This is a genomic window from Rheinheimera gaetbuli (assembly GCF_054781935.1).
The window spans coordinates 122,562-141,753 of the sequence record NZ_BAAGTL010000028.1 but is presented as its reverse complement, the minus strand read 5'-3'; the positions used below and the strand labels follow the sequence as shown (position 1 = coordinate 141,753).

The 19,192-nt window shown below is 50.8% G+C and carries 17 protein-coding genes and 3 tRNA genes; 6 read left to right on the top strand and 14 right to left on the bottom strand.

Annotated features, from left to right (window positions below; genetic code table 11):
- Positions 1-25: 25 nt before the first annotated feature.
- Genes ligA through ACYVIC_RS17040 form a run of 3 tightly spaced genes read left to right on the top strand, consistent with a single transcriptional unit; the run spans position 26 to position 2,880 of the window.
- Positions 26-2,059 carry an NAD-dependent DNA ligase LigA gene (gene ligA, locus ACYVIC_RS17050; protein WP_460861887.1) on the top strand — a complete coding sequence of 678 codons (2,034 nt, stop codon included), beginning with the start codon at positions 26-28 and terminating at the stop codon, positions 2,057-2,059.
- On the top strand, positions 2,060-2,395 hold the full coding sequence (locus ACYVIC_RS17045; RefSeq protein ID WP_460861885.1) for a DUF3392 domain-containing protein: 336 nt from the start codon (positions 2,060-2,062) through the stop codon (positions 2,393-2,395).
- Positions 2,392-2,880, top strand: coding sequence for a DUF2919 family protein (locus ACYVIC_RS17040; RefSeq protein WP_460861883.1), 489 nt, complete (start codon positions 2,392-2,394; stop codon positions 2,878-2,880). The genes ACYVIC_RS17045 and ACYVIC_RS17040 overlap by 4 nt, the downstream gene beginning before the upstream one ends.
- Before the next feature lies 1 nt (position 2,881).
- Here ACYVIC_RS17040 and ACYVIC_RS17035 read toward each other — a convergent pair whose 3' ends face one another.
- The 4 genes from ACYVIC_RS17035 to ACYVIC_RS17020 all read right to left on the bottom strand — a co-directional run bounded on the left by ACYVIC_RS17035 (position 2,882) and on the right by ACYVIC_RS17020 (position 5,175).
- Positions 2,882-4,504, bottom strand: a complete 1,623-nt coding sequence (locus ACYVIC_RS17035) for a response regulator (RefSeq protein ID WP_460861882.1) — start codon at positions 4,502-4,504, stop codon at positions 2,882-2,884.
- Between the two features lie 312 nt (positions 4,505-4,816).
- Positions 4,817-4,892 (bottom strand) — tRNA-Val (locus ACYVIC_RS17030).
- Positions 4,893-4,919: 27 nt separating this feature from the next.
- Positions 4,920-4,995: transfer RNA gene (locus ACYVIC_RS17025), tRNA-Val, on the bottom strand.
- A gap of 104 nt (positions 4,996-5,099) precedes the next feature.
- Positions 5,100-5,175 (bottom strand) — tRNA-Val (locus ACYVIC_RS17020).
- Positions 5,176-5,375: 200 nt separating this feature from the next.
- Between ACYVIC_RS17020 and gltX the strand changes: the two genes are divergently transcribed.
- Both gltX and ACYVIC_RS17010 read left to right on the top strand, forming a co-directional pair.
- Positions 5,376-6,785: a glutamate--tRNA ligase gene (gltX, locus tag ACYVIC_RS17015; RefSeq protein WP_460861880.1), complete on the top strand. Its 1,410-nt coding sequence runs from the start codon at positions 5,376-5,378 to the stop codon at positions 6,783-6,785.
- Positions 6,786-6,955: 170 nt separating this feature from the next.
- Positions 6,956-7,753, top strand: coding sequence for a DUF481 domain-containing protein (locus ACYVIC_RS17010; protein WP_460861878.1), 798 nt, complete (start codon positions 6,956-6,958; stop codon positions 7,751-7,753).
- A gap of 44 nt (positions 7,754-7,797) precedes the next feature.
- Here the strand turns inward: ACYVIC_RS17010 and ACYVIC_RS17005 are convergent, their stop codons facing one another.
- Together ACYVIC_RS17005 and ACYVIC_RS17000 are read right to left on the bottom strand one after the other, a co-directional pair.
- Complete coding sequence (locus ACYVIC_RS17005; protein WP_460861877.1) at positions 7,798-8,787, bottom strand: 2-hydroxyacid dehydrogenase; 990 nt, start codon at positions 8,785-8,787, stop codon at positions 7,798-7,800.
- Positions 8,788-8,857: 70 nt separating this feature from the next.
- The gene (locus ACYVIC_RS17000) at positions 8,858-9,337 is read right to left on the bottom strand and encodes a glutathione peroxidase (protein ID WP_460861875.1); all 480 of its coding nucleotides are present in this window, start codon (positions 9,335-9,337) and stop codon (positions 8,858-8,860) included.
- A gap of 87 nt (positions 9,338-9,424) precedes the next feature.
- Between ACYVIC_RS17000 and ACYVIC_RS16995 the strand changes: the two genes are divergently transcribed.
- Positions 9,425-10,306: an NAD(P)-dependent oxidoreductase gene (locus ACYVIC_RS16995; RefSeq protein ID WP_460861873.1), complete on the top strand. Its 882-nt coding sequence runs from the start codon at positions 9,425-9,427 to the stop codon at positions 10,304-10,306.
- A gap of 51 nt (positions 10,307-10,357) precedes the next feature.
- Here the strand turns inward: ACYVIC_RS16995 and ACYVIC_RS16990 are convergent, their stop codons facing one another.
- The 8 genes from ACYVIC_RS16990 to ACYVIC_RS16955 form a co-directional block, all read right to left on the bottom strand.
- Positions 10,358-11,017, bottom strand: coding sequence for a CoA transferase subunit B (locus tag ACYVIC_RS16990; protein ID WP_460861871.1), 660 nt, complete (start codon positions 11,015-11,017; stop codon positions 10,358-10,360).
- Between the two features lie 10 nt (positions 11,018-11,027).
- A complete protein-coding gene (locus ACYVIC_RS16985) occupies positions 11,028-11,729 on the bottom strand; it encodes a CoA transferase subunit A (protein WP_310210219.1) in 702 nt (233 codons plus the stop codon).
- Positions 11,730-11,946: 217 nt separating this feature from the next.
- Positions 11,947-12,861: a hydroxymethylglutaryl-CoA lyase gene (locus ACYVIC_RS16980; RefSeq protein ID WP_460861868.1), complete on the bottom strand. Its 915-nt coding sequence runs from the start codon at positions 12,859-12,861 to the stop codon at positions 11,947-11,949.
- Positions 12,858-14,840 (bottom strand): acetyl/propionyl/methylcrotonyl-CoA carboxylase subunit alpha, encoded by a 1,983-nt coding sequence (locus ACYVIC_RS16975; RefSeq protein ID WP_460861866.1) that lies wholly within the window; start codon positions 14,838-14,840, stop codon positions 12,858-12,860. Before ACYVIC_RS16975 ends, ACYVIC_RS16980 begins: the two co-directional genes overlap by 4 nt.
- Positions 14,840-15,640: an enoyl-CoA hydratase/isomerase family protein gene (locus ACYVIC_RS16970; protein ID WP_460861865.1), complete on the bottom strand. Its 801-nt coding sequence runs from the start codon at positions 15,638-15,640 to the stop codon at positions 14,840-14,842. The genes ACYVIC_RS16975 and ACYVIC_RS16970 overlap by 1 nt, the downstream gene beginning before the upstream one ends.
- Positions 15,641-15,652: 12 nt before the next feature.
- Positions 15,653-17,260 (bottom strand): carboxyl transferase domain-containing protein, encoded by a 1,608-nt coding sequence (locus ACYVIC_RS16965; RefSeq protein ID WP_460861864.1) that lies wholly within the window; start codon positions 17,258-17,260, stop codon positions 15,653-15,655.
- A 64-nt stretch (positions 17,261-17,324) separates the two neighbouring features.
- Positions 17,325-18,494, bottom strand: coding sequence for an isovaleryl-CoA dehydrogenase (locus tag ACYVIC_RS16960; RefSeq protein WP_460861862.1), 1,170 nt, complete (start codon positions 18,492-18,494; stop codon positions 17,325-17,327).
- A 33-nt stretch (positions 18,495-18,527) separates the two neighbouring features.
- Positions 18,528-18,932 carry a MerR family transcriptional regulator gene (locus ACYVIC_RS16955; protein ID WP_166840945.1) on the bottom strand — a complete coding sequence of 135 codons (405 nt, stop codon included), beginning with the start codon at positions 18,930-18,932 and terminating at the stop codon, positions 18,528-18,530.
- Positions 18,933-19,192: the final 260 nt, after the last annotated feature.

The following is a 19,192-nucleotide window of genomic DNA, read 5'->3' as shown; positions in this document are numbered from 1 at the left end:
CGTATTTTTTTACAGGCAACGATTTATGAGCCAGTCTCTTTTGCAGCAAGTGCAGCAGCTTCGGCAACAACTGGAGCAATACAATTACCAATATTATGTGTTGGATAACCCAACGGTACCCGACGCAGAATATGACCAGCTATACCGCCAGTTACAGCAACTTGAAACTGCGCACCCGGACCTTGTCACTGCTGATTCGCCCACGCAGCGGGTCGGTGCTATGCCACTGAGTAAGTTTGGTCAGATCAGCCACAGTATACCCATGCTGTCGCTGGACAACGCCTTTGATGCAACTGAGTTTCATGCGTTTTGTAAGCGAATGGCAGAGCGGCTCGATAGCAGTTCGGAATTCAGTTTTTGTTGCGAACCAAAACTTGATGGTTTGGCAGTGAGCATTCGTTATGAACATGGCATTTTGGTGCAGGCCGCAACCCGTGGTGATGGTTTTACCGGTGAAGATATTACCAGTAATGTGAAGACCATTCGGGCCATTCCGTTAAAATTGCGCGGCGACGCTGTGCCAGCCGTGCTGGAAGTGCGCGGCGAGGTATTTATGCCACTGGCTGGCTTTAACGCCATGAACGATAAAGCCCGCTCTGGCGGCGAAAAAATATTTGCCAATCCGCGCAATGCTGCCGCTGGCAGTTTACGTCAACTAGATCCAAAAATTACCGCACAACGGCCGTTGATGTTTTACGCCTATGCTGTTGGCAGCGTAGAAGACCCGGCCTCTTTGCTTGACGGGCGCAGCCATTATCAGCGCTTAATGCAATTAAAGGATTGGGGGCTGCCGGTTTGTGCCGAAATCCGTTTAGTAACCGGAGCACAAGCCGCGCTGGATTATTATCAGGATATTCTGAAACGTAGGGCTGAGCTGGCATACGAAATTGACGGCGTAGTGATTAAAGTCGCTGATTTAGCCCAGCAACAGGCGCTGGGTTTTGTGGCCCGGGCGCCGCGCTGGGCCATTGCGTTTAAATTTCCGGCACAGGAAATGCTGACAACCTTGCTCGATGTTGAGTTTCAGGTCGGCCGCACCGGTGCCATTACTCCTGTGGCCCGGTTAGAGCCGGTAGTGGTCGGTGGTGTTACTGTCAGTAATGCGACCTTGCATAATCAGGACGAAATAGACCGGCTGGCAGTAAAAATGGGTGACAGAGTGATAGTGCGCCGCGCCGGTGACGTGATCCCGCAAATAGTCTCAGTGGTGCTTGAACAGCGACCTGATACAGCGCGCGATATTGTCTTTCCGTTAAGTTGTCCGGTATGTGACTCGGCAGTAGAGCGGGTAAGTGGCGAAGCCGTAGCGCGTTGTAGCGGCGGTTTGTTCTGCGGTGCTCAGCTTAAAGAGTCGATTAAACATTTTGTCTCACGCAAAGCCATCGATATAGAAGGCCTGGGCGACAAGCTGGTAGAGCAGCTTGTTGATCAACAGTTGGTGAAAACCCCGGCTGATATTTATACGCTTGATATGGCGGCGTTGGTCGGGTTGGAACGGATGGCCGAGAAGTCAGCATTGAAATTGCTGGCGGCAATTGAACAGTCGAAAAGCACTACTTTGCCACGGTTTATTTATGCTCTGGGTATTCGCGAAGTGGGTGAGGCTACGGCACTGAATCTGGCTAATCATTTTAGTACGCTTGAGCACTTGCAACAGGCAACGCTGGAGCAGTTACTGGCCGTAACAGATGTTGGCACTGTGGTAGCGGAATATGTAAAAGGCTTTTTTGCCGAGCCGCACAATCAAAGCGTCATAGCTGCCCTGGTTAGCGCCGGTATCAATTGGCCGGTAATAGCCCTGCAGGCACAAACCGAACAGCCATTGGCCGGGCAAACTATAGTGCTTACCGGCACGTTGAGTAGTATGGGCCGTGATGATGCCAAAGCTAAGCTGCAACGGCTGGGGGCTAAAGTGTCTGGCTCGGTATCAGCAAAGACTCATGCTGTGATTGCCGGTGATAATGCCGGCTCTAAGCTGGCGAAGGCGACAGAGCTAAATGTAACGGTGTGGACAGAGCCGCAAATGCTGGATTTATTTACCAAGTATGGGGTGAGCTAAATGCCAGATTTTCTGTATCAGCTATTGCTGGACTGGGGGGCACTGTTTCGCCCTTATGTACGCGATATAGCACTGGCCATGGTGGCGACGGCATTGGTGGTGTTTGGCGATGATATTAACCGTTTACTGCGCCGTCATACGGCAGCACTGCATTTTGTCTGGCGCACACTGATTTTTATTGCGCTGTGTGCTTTTGGTTATGGCGCTCTGACCATTTTTCTGACACCTGTGGTGGCGGGGCAGCTGGCTAAACTAAGCAACTTGTGGCTGCCCTGGGCAGCACTGGGCATTTTTGTGCTACTGGCGTTACTGGCGCAGCGCAAAAGGCAATTATGACAAAGGCACCGCTATGGCCGGTATTGGATGACTATGGCCTGCAGAAGATCCCGCTGCGGTTTTATGCTTTACTACTGTTATTGTTGCGGCCTTACATTTGTTGGGTAATGGTACTGACATTGCCACAAACCCAGCGCGATATGTTGCGCTGGTTTTACCCGCTGCAGCATGACTTTATTGTTGCCTGTCTGCTGGCACTGCCATTGTTACTGTTGCTGGCGGCGCTAAGCCAGCGTAAGCCCAAGGGCAAGCAAAGTTTCCGGCATATCTGGCGTTTTGGCCGGGTGATATTATTTACTGTGGCAACCATCGATTTAGTGCTGAGTATTAGCCAGTTACCGGCCCAGGTTATGCTGGACGCGCCCTGGCGTATTATTACCCCGGTGCTGTTGTTTCTAAGCGTGTTGTGGTTGTCGCGTTCACGCACGTTGGCCGTCGTATTTTCGGAATGGCCTGATGCCACACCGGCTAAAACACCGGACTAATTCAGGCCCGCTGGCTTAAATACTTTTGCTTCAATTGCAGATAACGTTGCTGTTGCTCGCCTTTAAGTGCTGTATTGTCTATCAGATGCTGGCACTTAGTTAGCAGCTGCTGTTGCTGCTCCGGCGTGCACAATGGCCTGGGGCTGGTAACTAAGGTTTGCCATAAGTTCAGGGCGATACCGGCGTTTTTGGGCATTACCTGAAAAGCCAGAACAAAGGCATTAAAGGCTTCTTGCCAGTTACCATGCTGATACAAATGTACCGCGTTGTTGTTTAACTCACGCGGGCCATGAGCCATCGCTGCGCGTTCTTGCTGCTCCTGAGCAACATAAGCGGCTAACGCAGGGTCCGGCTGATGTTGGCGGCAGTACTGACTGATGCGGCTAAACAACTGTTTTGATGCGTCAAGCAAGCCTACTTCATGCAGTGCTTTGGCTTTGTCCAGTGCAGCTTCCAGTGAGCTAATATCAGCGTCGGTAGTTAAATCTTCCAGCAGCTGACGAGCCTTCTGTTTATGATCCTGCAAATACAGCAGTCTTGCCTGCACCACCTGATGTTGTTGTGCCAATGTATTGGCGCTGTATTGGCGCTGTACGGTATTAAGTGACAAGGTGGCTTGACGGTTTAATCGCGATTGTTGCTCGTCATCGTCTATGCTCAGGGCAAACTCAATACTGGCACGGGCCAGGTTCAGATACAGCTCTGGTTGTTCGTACATAGAGTAGCGGGCAAACTTAACCATGTCGCGCGCTGCACGGTATTGTATTTCGTAGTCGTGGTTTAACCGTGACAGCTGCAGCAGTTTTTGGTGGCGCAATAAATTACGTGGTGCTATGTCTGCCGCCGCCAGAATATGTTGCTGCGACTGCTGGTAGCGTTGCTGGCGAAACTCAAGCTCAGCCAGGCAATCTAACGCAAACAAACGGGTGTCGCTGCGTGCCAGCAAACGTTCAAGCTCGGTAAAAGCCTCCCGTTCGGCTTCTCTTTGCAACATGCAGCGGACCTGCCCCATCCGGGCCCAGCTAAAGGGCTGTACTTGCAACATGGCTGCAAAAAACTGCTCTGCAGCGGCATAGTCGCGGGTTTGCAGTAAAATGTCGCCTTTGAGCTTAAGCAGCAACGGAAATAACTTATTTAGCTCGGGTTGTGTGAGTTGCTGGTTTATCAGTTGCAGGGCCTTGGTGTATTGCTGCAGTTCGAGCTGCTCATAAATCGGACGAAGTAGTTGTTTGCGTTTTAGTAAGCGCTCTATGCGTTGTTGCAAATCGCGGATCACGAAAGGTTTGGCCAGAAATTCGTCAGGTTGTAATTCCAGCACACTGTGTACCAGTTGAGGATCTGTGTCGGCACTGATAAACAGCAAGCCACAGCTTAACTTTTGTAACCCGCTAAGCTTTAACTCTTCAAACAGTTGATAGCCATCTTTACCCTGTGCCAGGTTGTAGCCACAAACGATTAAATCATAACTGTTTTGTTTGCATAGGTTTAGTGCGGCCTGCGCTTTGTCGGCGTAGCTAAGATTATGGTAACCGAGTTGCTCCAGTGCGTAACGCAGGTAACTTTGAGTCAGACTTTGATCATCAATAATAAGAATGCGTTCATCGCGTTTAACAGCAGTTTCCATAGGGATAAAGCAGATACCAGGCAGAAGATTGGCTTTACTATAGCAAGTTTATGGTAACAAGAAAGAGAGAAGTGGTGGATTGTACTGGGTTGAATCAGTGGAAACCGTCTTGTCATGAAGAGCGGGCGGTGCTTCTCATGATAAACTGGAATTGGTGGATTGTACTGGGTTGAATCATTGGCAACCGTCTTGTCATGAAGAGCGGGCGGTGCTTCTCATGATAAACTGGAATTGGTGGATTGTACTGGGTTGAATCATTGGCAACCGTCTTGCAATGAAGAGCGGGCGGTGCTTCTCATGATAAATTGGAATTGGTGGATTGTACTGGGTTCGAACCAGTGACCCCCGCCTTGTAAGGGCGGTGCTCTCCCAGCTGAGCTAACAATCCATGGGAGTATCAAGCAGTTTTAAATTTTGGTGGATTGTACTGGGTTCGAACCAGTGACCCCCGCCTTGTAAGGGCGGTGCTCTCCCAGCTGAGCTAACAATCCATGGGAGTATATTTGTATCAATTGGTGGAATGTACTGGGTTTTAATCAGTGTCCACCGTCTCGTCGTGAAGAGCGGGCGGTGCTTTTCATGATAAAACATCAAGTGGTGGATTGTACTGGGTTCGAACCAGTGACCCCCGCCTTGTAAGGGCGGTGCTCTCCCAGCTGAGCTAACAATCCACGCTGTTTGATGGCGCTCATTATAGGGAGCATGGAAAAGCTGTCAACAATATTTTGGCAATTGTGGTTCAGCTGCTGCAAAAGTAAACATTCTACCCGGTTTTAACGCAAAACAGTGACAATGCGCAGCCCGTTGCGGGTGCATCCGGCGCGGCGCATTGTTACAATACGTCTCAATATTGCACTGTGATGGAAAAATTATGTCTCTTGTTACCCGTTTTGCTCCAAGCCCAACCGGTTATTTGCATGTCGGCGGTGCCCGCACGGCGTTATTCAGCTGGCTGTATGCCAGAAAAAACGGCGGTAAGTTTATTTTGCGTATTGAAGATACTGACTTAGAGCGTTCAACGCAGGCGTCGGTAGATGCGATTCTGGAAGGGATGCAGTGGTTGGGCTTAGATCACGACGAAGGCCCTTATTATCAAACTCAGCGCTTTGATTTATACAAGGAGGTTGTGGCACAGCTGGTGGCTGATGGTAAAGCTTATAAGTGTTTCTGCACCATAGAAGAAGTAGACGCTATGCGTGAAGCGCAAACCGCAGCTGGCGAGAAGCCACGTTATAACGGTATGTGGCGCGACCGTACTGATCACCCGGCAGATAAACCTTTTGTTATCCGTTTTAAAAACCCACAAAGTGGCACAGTGGTAATTGACGACTTAATCAAAGGCAAAATTGAGATTGCCAACAGCGAACTGGATGATTTAATTATTGCCCGCAGTGACGGCACGCCTACCTATAATCTTACTGTGGTAGTAGATGACTGGAAAATGGGCATTACCCATGTGATCCGTGGCGATGACCATGTAAATAACACGCCGCGGCAGATGAATATTCTGGCCGCGCTGGGAGCCGAGATACCGAAATACGCCCATGTGCCGATGATCCTGGGTGACGATGGCAAACGGTTATCTAAACGTCACGGTGCTGTAGGTGTGATGCAATATCGTGACAATGGCTTTTTGCCAGAAGCGTTGCTGAATTATTTGGTGCGGTTGGGCTGGTCACATGGCGACCAGGAAATTTTCAGCAAAGAAGAGCTTGTTCAGCTGTTTGATTTATCTGCCTGCAACCGTGCACCATCGGCTTTTAACACTGACAAGCTGATATGGTTGAATCAACATTATATGAAAACCTTACCACCAGAGCAGGTTGCAGCCCAATTGCAATGGCATATTGATGAGCAGAAGCTGGATACCCGCAATGGTCCGGCATTAACTGAACTGGTAAAAGCACAGGCAGAAAGGGTAAAAACGCTGAAAGAAATGGTAGAAGTGAGTCGCTATTTCTACGAAGATTTCACTGAGTTTGATGCCGAAGCAGCAAAAAAACATCTGCGTCCGGTTGCACTTGAACCCCTACAGGCAGTGCAGGCTAATCTTGAAGCATTAAATGACTGGAGTCACCAAGCCATTCACCAGGTTATTAATGCTACTGCTGAGCAGCTCGGTATCGGCATGGGCAAAATTGGTATGCCGCTGCGCGTGGCTGTGACTGGGGCTGGCAATTCGCCGGCGCTGGACATTACGCTGGCGTTAATCGGTAAAGCCCGGACGTTGGCCCGGTTGCAGCTGGCGTTAGACTTTGTTGCGGCGCGCGCTGCCGAGTGAGCTAAGCCGATATCAGGCTTGCGGCCAAATGCAGAATTTCTCAGCCCGTTAAACCGGGCTGAGATACACTGCAACTGTTACAATCTGACTTAGGACGACAAACAACACTAATACGTCGTAGGTTATAAAACTCATGGGTAAAGCTGGTTTAGGAGTATGTTAGCGAGATAATGCGATTTTTTTTATTTGGTATTAGCGTAGTGCTGATGTTTAGTCTGTTTGGGGTACAGGCATCTGAGTCGGAGGCCTTGCCAGACAGCGAAGAGCCGCTGCAGCCCATTGGTTTTTTTGGCACGGTAACCGGTAGCGTTGAACTGGGGTTTTTACTTACTTCCGGCAATACCGATTCGTTCGCTATTCGGGCGAACAGTGAGCTGGTGCATGATCTGCAGTTTTTTCGCAATAAATATCAGTTACACAGCGTTATCCAGAAAAACAATGTGGCCAATAGTGATTCGGGCAAAAAGCACCGGGTAACAACGGCCAATCGTTACGGTTTTTCAGGCCAAAGTAACTATAAACTGGTGACAGGTCGCGAGTCGATATTTGGCCGTGGTGCATATAGTTATGACAGGTTTGCAGCGTTTCGTGAACAAGCAACTCTGGCGGCAGGTTACGGTAATCGCATATACGAGCAACAAAGCAGCTACGTTGATTTAGAAAGCGGCCCTGGTTTTGCTTATCAACGCAGTGCTGCCGGAAACAACAACAGTGGCGCTATCTGGTTTGTAGCGGGAAATATGGATTACGCGTTATTTGACAATACCCGTTTTCGCCAGACGTTGGAAGGTGCATTGTCGTTAAATGGCGAAAACTCAACATTGCTAAGCCGCAGCAGTCTTACCGCAAAGATAGTGGATAAACTATCGATGCGTTTTAACTTTGTTGTGCGGCACAACTCGCGACCTGAAGGTACACTGCGCAAAACAGACACCGAAACATCGGCATCATTGGTGTACACGTTCTAACTGCTGTAACACACCTTATCAAATGTTCTTAGCTCTACAAAAAGTTAATTAGCAAGCTCATTGCCGGTAGCGGTATTGCTGGCAAAGGCCAACAAGTTATCACTGGTTACCTGACAAATTTCTTGCAATGCCTCTTGGGTAAAAAATGCCTGATGACCGGTTATCAGCACGTTAGGGAAAGTAAGTAAGCGCTTAAACACTTCGTCGTCTATCACCTGCTCAGACAGGTTTTCAAAAAACAAATCGGCTTCCTGTTCGTACACATCCAGCCCCAGGTAACCAATTTTCCGCTGTTTTAAACCGGCAATAACCGCTTTGCTGTCAATTAAGGCGCCGCGGCTGGTGTTAATCAGCATCACGCCATCTTGCATGCTACCGATGCTGTAATGGTTAATAAGGTGCTTGGTGTCGGGCGTTAGCGGGCAGTGCAGGCTGATAATGTCACTTTGTGCGTATAGCTCTGCCAGAGGCACATAACGGCCCCCCAGCTCCTGTATAAGCGGGTTTTGTACAATGTCATGGCACAGCAAGCGGCAACCAAAGCCATGCAGTATCCTGGCTGTCGCTATGCCGATACGGCCAGTGCCAATTAAGCCGACTGTTTTACCAAACAGGTTAAAGCCCAGCAGGCCGTCGAGGGCAAAGTTATCATCGCGTACGCGGTTATAGGCTTTGTGAAGTTTGCGGTTAAGGCATAACATCATGCCTATGGTGTGCTCTGCGACGGCTTCCGGCGAATAAGCCGGTACCCGAGCTACACGAATACCCAACGCTTTGGCGGCGTTCAGGTCAACATTATTAAAGCCGGCGCAGCGCAGCGCCACCATTTCAATGCCCATTTCAGACAACTGCTGTAATACAGCAGCATTTAAATCGTCATTAACAAACACACAGACAGCATGGCAGCCAGCTGCCAGTTTTACACTGTCACTGCTTAAGCGGCTGTCAATGTAAGTAAACTGCAGGCTGGTGTCTGCCCACTGGTTAAAACCTTCACGGTCATACTTTTTTGCACTGAATACGGCAACTTTCATGGCTATTCTCCCATTTGTTATCGTACAGCTTAGCGTATAACAAAATGAGATATTTAGCGCTGGATCAAAGTTACAGCAAGTCAGCTATTGATTGCGCAATGCTGGCAGGCTTGGTGCGTGGTGCATAGCGCTTTACTACATCGCCGTCTTTGTTTACCAAAAATTTGGTGAAGTTCCACTTAATAGCCCGGGTTTTTAGCAGGCCGCGGGCGCTGTCTTTTAAGTGCTCAAACAACGGTGATGCGTCCGGACCATTTACCATCAGCTTGGCCATTACCGGAAAGCTCAGCCCGTAATTTATTTCGCAGAACTGCTGAATATCGCTGTCGGAGCCCGGCTCCTGGCTACCAAACTGGTTACACGGAAATGCCAGGATCACCAGGCCTTTGTCATGATACTGCTGGTACAATTGCTCCAGCTCTTTATATTGAGGTGTAAAGCCACACTGGCTGGCGGTGTTAACAATAAGCAGCACCTTGCCGCGATACCGGCTTAAATCGACTTCGTTACCGGCTGCGTCTTTTACTTTGTATTGATGCACATTAGCCATGCGGATCCCTTAGTTAAAATGCTTTTCATTGTGTACGGAACTTTGTAAGCTTTGCGCCACAGTATGTCACAGATTTAAGTCATTAATATGTCAATTAATAGTGAGAACAAGGTCGCCTTTATCGGCCTGGGCGTGATGGGCTTCCCGATGGCGGGCTATCTGCAGCAAAAAGGCTATCAGGTAACGGTGTATAACCGCACCGGAGCTAAAGCGGAAAAGTGGGCAGCGCAATATGGTGGCAACTTTGCCCAAACCCCTTCTGCTGCGGCACAAGGCGCAGCGCTGGTGTTTCTTTGCGTGGGTAACGATAACGATGTGCGCTCTGTGGTGTACGGTGAGCATGGCGTGCTGGCCGGTATGGCCTCAGGTTCAGTGTTGATAGACCACACTACTGCATCGGCTAACTTAGCCCGTGAGCTGGCACAAGCGGCGAAACAGCAGGGGATCGGCTTTTTAGATGCGCCGGTATCTGGCGGACAGGCTGGCGCTGAAAACGGCGTGTTAACGGTGATGACCGGTGGCGAGGCCAGCGATTTTGCTAAAGCCGAATTGGCAATTATGAGCTACTCACGCTGCGCAAAATTATTGGGCCCGGCAGGCAGTGGCCAACTGGCGAAGATGGTAAACCAGATCTGTATCGCCGGTGTGGTGCAGGGCCTGGCCGAAGCGCTGAACTTTGCGCAGAATGCCGGTTTAGATGCCGCTGCTGTGGTCGAAGTGATTTCACAAGGTGCTGCCTCATCGTGGCAAATGCAAAACCGCTCACTGACGATGCTCGAAGGTAAATACGATTTTGGCTTTGCGGTTGACTGGATGCGTAAAGATTTGGGCATAGCACTTAGCGAAGCACGCGAAAACGGCAGCCACTTGCCGCTAACAGCGTTAGTGGATCAGTTCTACAGCGAAGTGCAGCAAATGGGTGGTAACCGCTGGGATACCTCCAGCCTGCTGGCGCGGTTAAAGCGTTAAACGCCATAGCAAAAGAAAAAGGCGCCGCGGCGCCTTTTTTGCTGTAGGTGTTTAGTTAAACACCATCTCCGGTATATCGCCTTCGACAACCAGCTTGCCGGCGGTTTTTTGCTTAATTTCGTCGACCGAAATACCCGGTGCGCGTTCCAGTAAGTGGAAAGCGCCATTACGTACTTCCAGCACGGCTAAATCGGTAACGATTTTCTTCACGCAGCCCACGCCAGTCAGCGGCAGGGTGCAGTCGGTTAACAGCTTGCTGTTGCCGTATTTGTCAGCGTGAGTCATGGTTACCACGATATTTTGTGCACCGGCCACTAAGTCCATGGCACCGCCCATGCCTTTTACCAGTTTGCCTGGGATCATCCAACTGGCGATATTGCCGTTTTGATCCACTTCAAACGCGCCCAGTACGGTTAAGTCAACGTGGCCACCACGGATCATGGCAAAGCTTTCGGCCGAGCTGAAAATCGCCGCGCCTTTAATGGCGGTGACGGTTTCTTTACCGGCGTTAATCATATCGGCGTCAATTTCGTCTTCAGTTGGGTAGGGGCCCATACCGAGTAAGCCGTTTTCTGACTGCAGCATTACTTCAATGCCGGCCGGCACATAGTTGGCCACCAGCGTAGGAATACCGATACCTAAGTTCACGTAGTAACCGTCTTGCAGCTCCTGCGCCACGCGCATGGCAACCTGTTCACGAGATAAAGCCATTGTTGCCTCCTTAACCTTGACGGACCATACGACGTTCAATGCGTTTTTCAAAGTTGCCTTTAATCACGCGCTGCACATAAATACCCGGGGTGTGAATTTGTGACGGTTCAAGTTCACCTGGCTCGACTATCTCTTCTACTTCAGCCACGGTAATTTTACCGGCGGTGGCCGCCATCGGGTTGAAGTTCATTGAGGTGTGGCGAAACACCAGGTTGCCGTAACGGTCGGCTTTCCAGGCACGTACTATGGCAAAGTCGCCGGTAATGGCCGGTTCTAACACGTAGTGACGGCCATTAATTTCGCGGGTTTCTTTACCCTCGGCCACCGGCGTACCGTAGCCGGTGGCAGTGAAAAACGCCGGAATACCAGCACCGCCGGCGCGCATTTTCTCGGCCAGGGTGCCTTGTGGTGTTAATTCCACTTCCAGCTCGCCGCTCAGCAGTTGTTTTTCAAACAGGGCGTTTTCGCCCACATAAGAGGCAACCATTTTTTTAATTTGCCGGTCTTCCAGCAAAATGCCCAGGCCAAAGCCGTCTACACCGCAGTTGTTAGATACGACGGTGAGATCTTTGGTTTTCATTTTTTTGATCTGGGCAATTAAGCCCTCAGGTATGCCGCATAAGCCAAAGCCACCGGCAATAACGGTCATGCCGTCCTGCAGGCCTGCCATGGCGTCTTCGTAGCTATGTACGACTTTATTAAACCCTGCCATTTGTTGTCCTCTGTTCTTTGCTGAACTATCTGTTGCGAACTGCTCTTCGACTGCGCGACTGCTATCTGTGCCAAGGTAAGCGCGCAGTAGACTTTGACCGGAACCGTGTTTTTCATGGATGAAAAACAGGAGCCTACAGGGACGTATTTACGGCGTGTTCCGGCAAAGTAGTACGGAGTGGTTACCGTGTTCGAAGAACCTTAGTTGTTGCTGTTAACTAACTACCAGTTTGCGTGCTCTTGGCCCTAAGCGCCAATCCTACTTTAGAACTAGGCTGCTTCCCCAACTTGTCGGTAATAAACCAGCCGGCTTTGGCCAGCGCAGTTAAATCGATACCGTGTAAAATGCCAAGACCGTTAAGTAAATACACCACATCTTCGGTGGCAACATTGCCTGACGCACCGGCAGCGTAAGGGCAGCCACCTAAACCTGCAACGGCACTGTCAATCACAGCAATGCCGCGGTTTAGCGCCACGTAAATATTGGTTAACGCCTGGCCGTAAGTGTCATGAAAATGCACCGCCAGCTTATCTGCCGGTACCATGCTAAGTACCGCATCCAGCATAGCGTTCACTTTATCCGGCGTGCCTACACCTATGGTATCGCCCAGTGAAATTTCGTAGCAGCCCATCTCCAGCAACGCTTTAGCCACCAAAGCCACTTCAGTAGGGGCGACATCGCCTTGATAGGGGCAACCGACTACGCAAGACACATAGCCACGCACCTTAATGCCGTCGGCTTTGGCCGCTTCTACTACCGGCGCAAAACGTTCCAGGCTTTGAGCTATGCTGCAGTTAATGTTTTTCTGGCTGAAGGCTTCAGAGGCTGCGCCAAAAATGGCTACCTCAGTGGCACCGGCGGCTTTGGCCGCTTCATAGCCCTTTAAATTGGGTGTTAGCGCCGCATAGGTCACGCCGGCTTTACGGCTGATACCGGCAAACACGTCTGCAGAGTCCGCCATTTGCGGCACCCATTTCGGCGAGACAAAGGCACCGCTTTCAATATAGCTATGGCCAGCTGCGGTTAGCATATCAATCAGCGTGATTTTATCTTCTGTGGCTACCGCAGCCTCGTTTTGCAGGCCGTCGCGCGGGCCGACTTCAACAAGGCGGACGAGCTTAGGTAAACTCATGCTTCCTCCGGCGTAAAATCGACCAGTTCGGCGCCGTCTTTTACCAGGTCACCGGCGGCATAGAATACTTCATTCACCACGCCGTTTTTCGGCGCTTTAATGCTGTATTCCATTTTCATCGCTTCCATTATCACCAGGGTATCACCGGCATTAACACTGCTGCCGGCCTTGGCCATTACCGCCACAATAGTGCCGTTCATCGGGGCTGTTAAGCTACCGGCATGCTCACTGCCATCTATCTCGGTGGCAACCTCAGTTTGATAGATAAAGTCGTAACGCTGATGTTTGATAAACACACTGATGGTGTCGCCGTAGCGGCTTACCCGCACCTTAGTGCGGTGATCGCCCAACACGGCGCTAAGCTCATCACCATTAAGCTCGGCAGTGCAGCATAGCTGTTGGCCTGCCACGTCAATCACATAATGCTGCTGTAGTTGCTGCACTGTTAGTTGTGTGCTGTGGTCGCCATGTTGCAAGGCGATGTTTACCGTTGGCATTTCATTTAACCGCCAACCATGGCTGAATTGCCAGGGGCTTGAGCCGCTGCTGCTTTGCGGTACTTTTTGCTGCTGTAAAATAAACAGCGCAGCTAATACCAATGCCTGATTATTTTCTTTATTCGCCGGCGCAAATAAGCTTTGCTGGTGTTTGTTGATAAAGTTGGTATCAAGCTCGGCGGCTTTAAACGCCGGGTGCTCGGTTAAGCTGGTTAAAAAGCTTAAGTTAGTGGTAACACCGGCAATGCGGTAATCGTCCAGCGCACGTAACATGCGGGCGATGGCGCGATCGCGGCTTTCATCCCAGACAATCAGCTTGGCGATCATCGGGTCATAAAACGGTGATACTTCATCATTTTCTACCACACCGGTATCCACCCGCACATGGCGGTTGGCTTCAGGCTGGCGCAAATAGGTCAGTTTACCGGTTTGCGGCAGGAAGTCGTTGTCCGGATCTTCGGCATACACCCGCACTTCAATAGCGTGGCCATCAAGTTGAATGTCGTCCTGCGCCAGCGGCAGTGGCTCGCCTGCGGCGACCAACAGTTGCCATTTAACTAAGTCTTGGCCGGTGATCATCTCGGTAACCGGGTGTTCTACCTGTAGCCGGGTGTTCATTTCCATAAAGTAGAACGAACCGTCTTCGTCGAATAAAAACTCCACCGTACCGGCACCGCGATAATCAATGGCTTTAGCCGCTTTTACTGCCGCTTCGCCCATGGCTTTGCGCTGTTCGCTGCTAAAGTTTGGTGCCGGTGCTTCTTCAATCACTTTTTGATGCCGGCGCTGAATCGAGCAATCGCGCTCAGCCAGGTACACGGCATTGCCATGGTTGTCGGCAAATACCTGAATTTCAATGTGGCGCGGCTTGGTTAAATAGCGCTCAATCAGCATTTTGTCATTGCCAAAGCCGGCTTTGGCTTCACGCCGGGCACTGGCTAAGGCATCATTAAATTCTTCTTTTTTCCATACCACTCGCATGCCTTTACCGCCGCCGCCGTAGGCGGCTTTCAGCAGTTGCGGGTAGCCGATACGCTCTGATTCTTTGCTTAACAGCGCATCGTTTTGATCGTCACCATGGTAACCCGGCACCAGCGGCACGCCGGCTTTGGCCATAATATCTTTTGCCGCACTTTTTGAGCCCATGGCGTTAATGGCACCCACCGGTGGGCCGATAAACACCACGCCGGCGTCCTCACAAGCTTTGGCAAAGCTTTCGTTTTCTGACAAAAAGCCGTAGCCCGGGTGAATCGCTTGGGCGCCGCTTTGTTTGGCGATGGCGATAATTTTGTCGCTGCGTAAGTAAGAGTCTTTGCTTGGAGCAGGGCCTAGTAAATAAGCTTCATCGGCCATGCGCACATGGCGGGCATTGGCGTCGGCTTCGGAATACACCGCTACGCAGCGGATACCGAGTTTATGTGCAGTGTCGATAACGCGGCAGGCAATTTCGCCGCGGTTGGCGATTAATATTTTACGAAACATTATGCGTCTTCCTTGCCAAGCCAGGCCGGTTTACGTTTTTCTAAGAATGCGCTTAAGCCTTCCTGACCTTCAGGTGATACCCGGATTTCAGCAATCGCTTGCTCAGTATGAGCAATGACATTGTTGCTGATTTTACGGTTATAAATATTATGAATAAGCGACTTAGCAGCAGTTAACGCCGCTGGGCTGTTTTGCAGCAGGGTATTAATCAGGCTTTCTGCGCTATCACCCAACTCGCCTTCGCTGACCACTTCATGCAGTAAGCCCAGTTGTTGTGCTTTGGCAGCCATAAAGCGCTCAGCCGTTAAGAAGTAACGCCGGCTTTCGCGCTCGCCAATGGCGCGTATAACGTAGGGGCTGATCACGGCCGGAATAAGGCCAATGCGTACTTCGCTTAAGCAGAAGCTGGCATTTTCCTCGGCGATGGCGATATCGCAGCAGGCGACTAAGCCTAAAGCGCCGCCGAAAGCGGCGCCTTTTACCAGTGCAAGCGTGGGTTTGGGGAATTTATCCAACCGGTGCATTAAGGTAGCCAGTTCGCTGGCGTCTGCCAAATTCTGGTTGTAGTCTTTTTGCGCCATAGAGCGCATCCAGTTTAAGTCGGCACCGGCAGAGAAGTTCTTGCCGTTGGCGGCCAGCACCAATACCCGCACTTCATCGTTATTGGCTAAGTCACCTAGCACGGCGATTAGCTCAGCGATCATCGCATCGTCGAAGGCGTTATGCACTTGTGGCCGGTTTAGCGTTAAAGTGGCTACGCCGCGCGGGTCGATACTGACTTCTGTGTAAACCTGGTTCATTTTCTTCCCCTGTTACATCCGGAACACGCCAAAACGGCTCTCTTCAATCGGTGCATTCAGCGCAGCGGCTAATGCCAGCCCCACTGTCATCCGCGTTTGTGCCGGATCGATAATACCGTCGTCCCACAAGCGGCCACTGGCATAATACGGGTGGCCCTGTTTTTCATACTGCTCAATAATCGGCTGTTTCAACGCTTTTTCGGCGTCCGCCGACAGCGTTTCGCCTTTGCGGGCCAAACCGTCTTTAGTCACCTGCGCCATAACGCCGGCGGCTTGCTCGCCGCCCATTACCGAAATACGGGCATTGGGCCACATCCACATCATGGTTGGGTCGTAAGCGCGGCCACACATACCGTAGTTGCCGGCGCCGTAGCTGCCGCCAATTAACACGGTAAATTTGGGCACCTTGGCACAGCTTACTGCCATCACCATTTTAGCGCCGTGCTTGGCAATGCCTTCGGCTTCGTATTTTTTACCCACCATAAAGCCGGTAATGTTTTGCAAAAACAACAGCGGAATTTTGCGCTGGGCACACAGCTCAATAAAGTGCGCGCCTTTTTGCGCAGACTCTGAAAACAGTATGCCGTTATTGGCGACAATGCCTACCGGATAGCCGAAGATGCGCGCAAAGCCACACACTAAGGTAGCGCCGTAGTATTGTTTAAACTCATCAAAGTCTGAGCCATCGACAATGCGGGCGATCACTTCCTTGACATCAAACGGCTTGCGCAAGTCAGTACCGACAACGCCGTACAGCTCTTTGGCTTCATACAGTGGCTCTTGAGGGGCTTTAACATCCATGGCTTGCGGGGCAGGGCGGTTAAGGCGGCTTACCGCATTGCGCGCCAGTTGCAGCGCATGTTCGTCGTTTAACGCATAGTGATCAGCCACGCCGGAGATTTTACAGTGCACGTCAGCACCGCCCAGCTCCTCGGCCGAGACTTCTTCACCGGTAGCGGCTTTAACCAGCGGCGGGCCGGCTAAAAATATCGTGCCTTGCTCTTTAACGATAATGCTTTCATCGGCCATCGCCGGTACATAGGCGCCACCGGCGGTACAGAGGCCCATTACTACGGCAATTTGCGGTATGCCTTTAGCCGACATATTCGCCTGATTAAAGAAGATACGGCCAAAGTGCAGTTTGTCGGGAAACACATCATCCTGGCGGGGCAGGTTGGCACCGCCGGAGTCGACCAGATAAATACAGGGCAGGTGGCAGCGCTCGGCTATCTCCTGCGCGCGCAGGTGTTTTTTTACGGTAAGCGGGTAGTAAGTGCCGCCTTTTACCGTGGCATCGTTGGCGACTATCATGCACTCGACCCCGCTAACGCGGCCGATACCGGCGACGACACCGGCGCTGGGCACGTAGTCGTCGTAGCATTCCCAACCTGCAAACTGACCGACTTCTAAAAATGGTGAGCCGGGGTCGAGTAATTTTTGAATACGGTCACGCACAAAGAGTTTGCCACGGGCGGTATGGCGGGCAATTAAGGCTTCGCCGCCACCGAGTTTAATTTGCTGTACTTTGCTGTTCAGATCATCGACCACGGCCTGCATGGCGGCGGCGTTTTTCTGAAAGTCCTCAGAGCGAGGGTTGATTTTTGAGGTAATTCTGGTCACTTAAGTCACCTTTAACCGGACCCTCAGGTCCGGTGCAGAAAAGCTTGAAAGGTTTGTGTAGCGTTTAGTTAGATTCGGTAAACAGTTCCCGGCCAATCAGCATACGGCGGATTTCCGAGGTACCGGCACCAATTTCGTACAGCTTGGCATCGCGCAGTAAGCGCCCGGTAGGGTACTCGTTAATGTAGCCATTACCGCCTAGCAGCTGAATCGCATCCAGCGCCATCTTGGTGGCCAGCTCTGCCGAGTACAAAATAACTGCAGCAGCATCTTTACGCGTGGTTTCACCACGGTCGCACGCTTTAGCTACCGTATAAACGTATGATTTAGCCGCATTCATCTGGGTATACATATCGGCCAGTTTGCCCTGCACCAATTGGAATTCACCAATGGCCTGGCCAAACTGCTTACGGTCGTGAATATAAGGCACAACAACGTCCATACAGGCTTGCATAATGCCCAGCGGACCGGCTGCCAGTACAACGCGCTCGTAGTCGAGGCCACTCATTAATACTTTAACGCCGCCACCAACCTGGCCCAGCACGTTTTCTTCCGGTACTTCGCAGTCTTCAAACACCAGCTCACAGGTGTTAGAGCCGCGCATACCCAGCTTGTCCAGCTTTTGCGCCGTGCTAAAGCCTTTAGTGCCGCGTTCAACAATAAAGGCAGTAATGCCCTTAGAGCCGGCGTTAATGTCGGTTTTGGCATAAATTACATAAGTGTGTGCATCCGGGCCATTGGTGATCCACATTTTATTGCCGTTTAAAATGTACTTATCGCCTTGTTTCTCAGCGCGCAGCTTCATGCTGACTACGTCTGAACCGGCGTTGGGCTCACTCATCGCTAGCGCACCGATATGCTCGCCAGAGCACAGCTTAGGTAGATATTTCATTTTCTGCGCTTCAGTGCCGTTGCGGAAGATCTGGTTTACACACAGGTTAGAATGCGCACCGTACGATAAGCCAACAGAGGCAGACGCGCGGCTGATTTCTTCCAGTGCTACTACGTGCTCTAAATAGCCTAAACCAGAGCCGCCGTATTTTTCATCAACGGTAATGCCCAGCAGGCCCAAGTCACCGAATTTGCGCCACAGCTCATTCGGGAACTCATTTTTTTCGTCAATATGGGCGGCGCGTGGCGCGATTTCTTCGCGGGCAAAGGCGTTAACCTGCTCGCGGATCATATCTACCGTTTCGCCTAAATCGAAATTAAGCCCTTTATAACTGCTAATCATTGTGGATCCCCGTTTGCTATGTTTTTCAACCGCTTAGGCGGTTTTATGTTGTTTGGCGTCGGCTAAGGTGTCGCGGCAACGTTTTTCTACCGTTACCAGCTCCATCAGCACAACTTTGATATCGTCCATCTGCTGATGCAGTTCGGCTTTTTTCAGCTCAATCAGCTTCAACATGGTACTTAATTGGGTCACGCTGCTTTTATCAGCGTCATATAATTCGAACAGCTGGCCGGTTTCGGCCAGACTAAAGCCTAAGCGCTTGCCGCGTAAAATAAGCTTTAACCTTACCCGGTCGCGTTTACTGTAAATGCGGGTTTGGCCGTTGCGTAAAGGCGTTATCAGCCCCTGATCTTCATAAAAGCGGATACTACGGGTAGTAATATCAAACTCTTTGGCCAGTTCGCTGATGCTATATGTTTTTTCTTCTTTTTCTGTCATATCCGCCTTCCCCGAAAACGCAATCAATATAAGTGAAGTTTACGTAAAGGTAAAGCTGAGGCGGTGCTGCTAAGTTGGCAAAATGGCCATTTTTACCGGCTTTGTAAAGCTAAAATGCCAGTTTGTACTGGTCAGACTGTACACTTTGCTGAACCAAAAGCGCCGCACCCTACCATAGTGTTAGGTGGTTGACGTTGGCGTAAACGTAAATTTGGTGTAGGCTCTGGAGCAACTTTTTGGCCGACAGCTTTTTGGAGATC

Coding starts and splice junctions, on each gene's coding strand:
- ACYVIC_RS17005 (WP_460861877.1), bottom strand. CDS start 8,787: ATGAAAGTTGCCGTATTCAGTGCAAAAAAGTATGACCGTGAAGGTTTT.
- ACYVIC_RS17010 (WP_460861878.1), top strand. CDS start 6,956: ATGCGATTTTTTTTATTTGGTATTAGCGTAGTGCTGATGTTTAGTCTG.
- ACYVIC_RS16990 (WP_460861871.1), bottom strand. CDS start 11,017: ATGGCTTTATCTCGTGAACAGGTTGCCATGCGCGTGGCGCAGGAGCTG.
- gltX (WP_460861880.1), top strand. CDS start 5,376: ATGTCTCTTGTTACCCGTTTTGCTCCAAGCCCAACCGGTTATTTGCAT.
- ACYVIC_RS16985 (WP_310210219.1), bottom strand. CDS start 11,729: ATGGCAGGGTTTAATAAAGTCGTACATAGCTACGAAGACGCCATGGCA.
- ACYVIC_RS17045 (WP_460861885.1), top strand. CDS start 2,060: ATGCCAGATTTTCTGTATCAGCTATTGCTGGACTGGGGGGCACTGTTT.
- ACYVIC_RS16955 (WP_166840945.1), bottom strand. CDS start 18,932: ATGACAGAAAAAGAAGAAAAAACATATAGCATCAGCGAACTGGCCAAA.
- ACYVIC_RS16975 (WP_460861866.1), bottom strand. CDS start 14,840: ATGTTTCGTAAAATATTAATCGCCAACCGCGGCGAAATTGCCTGCCGC.
- ACYVIC_RS16980 (WP_460861868.1), bottom strand. CDS start 12,861: ATGAGTTTACCTAAGCTCGTCCGCCTTGTTGAAGTCGGCCCGCGCGAC.
- ACYVIC_RS17000 (WP_460861875.1), bottom strand. CDS start 9,337: ATGGCTAATGTGCATCAATACAAAGTAAAAGACGCAGCCGGTAACGAA.
- ACYVIC_RS16960 (WP_460861862.1), bottom strand. CDS start 18,494: ATGATTAGCAGTTATAAAGGGCTTAATTTCGATTTAGGCGAAACGGTA.
- ligA (WP_460861887.1), top strand. CDS start 26: ATGAGCCAGTCTCTTTTGCAGCAAGTGCAGCAGCTTCGGCAACAACTG.
- ACYVIC_RS16995 (WP_460861873.1), top strand. CDS start 9,425: ATGTCAATTAATAGTGAGAACAAGGTCGCCTTTATCGGCCTGGGCGTG.
- ACYVIC_RS17035 (WP_460861882.1), bottom strand. CDS start 4,504: ATGGAAACTGCTGTTAAACGCGATGAACGCATTCTTATTATTGATGAT.
- ACYVIC_RS17040 (WP_460861883.1), top strand. CDS start 2,392: ATGACAAAGGCACCGCTATGGCCGGTATTGGATGACTATGGCCTGCAG.
- ACYVIC_RS16970 (WP_460861865.1), bottom strand. CDS start 15,640: ATGAACCAGGTTTACACAGAAGTCAGTATCGACCCGCGCGGCGTAGCC.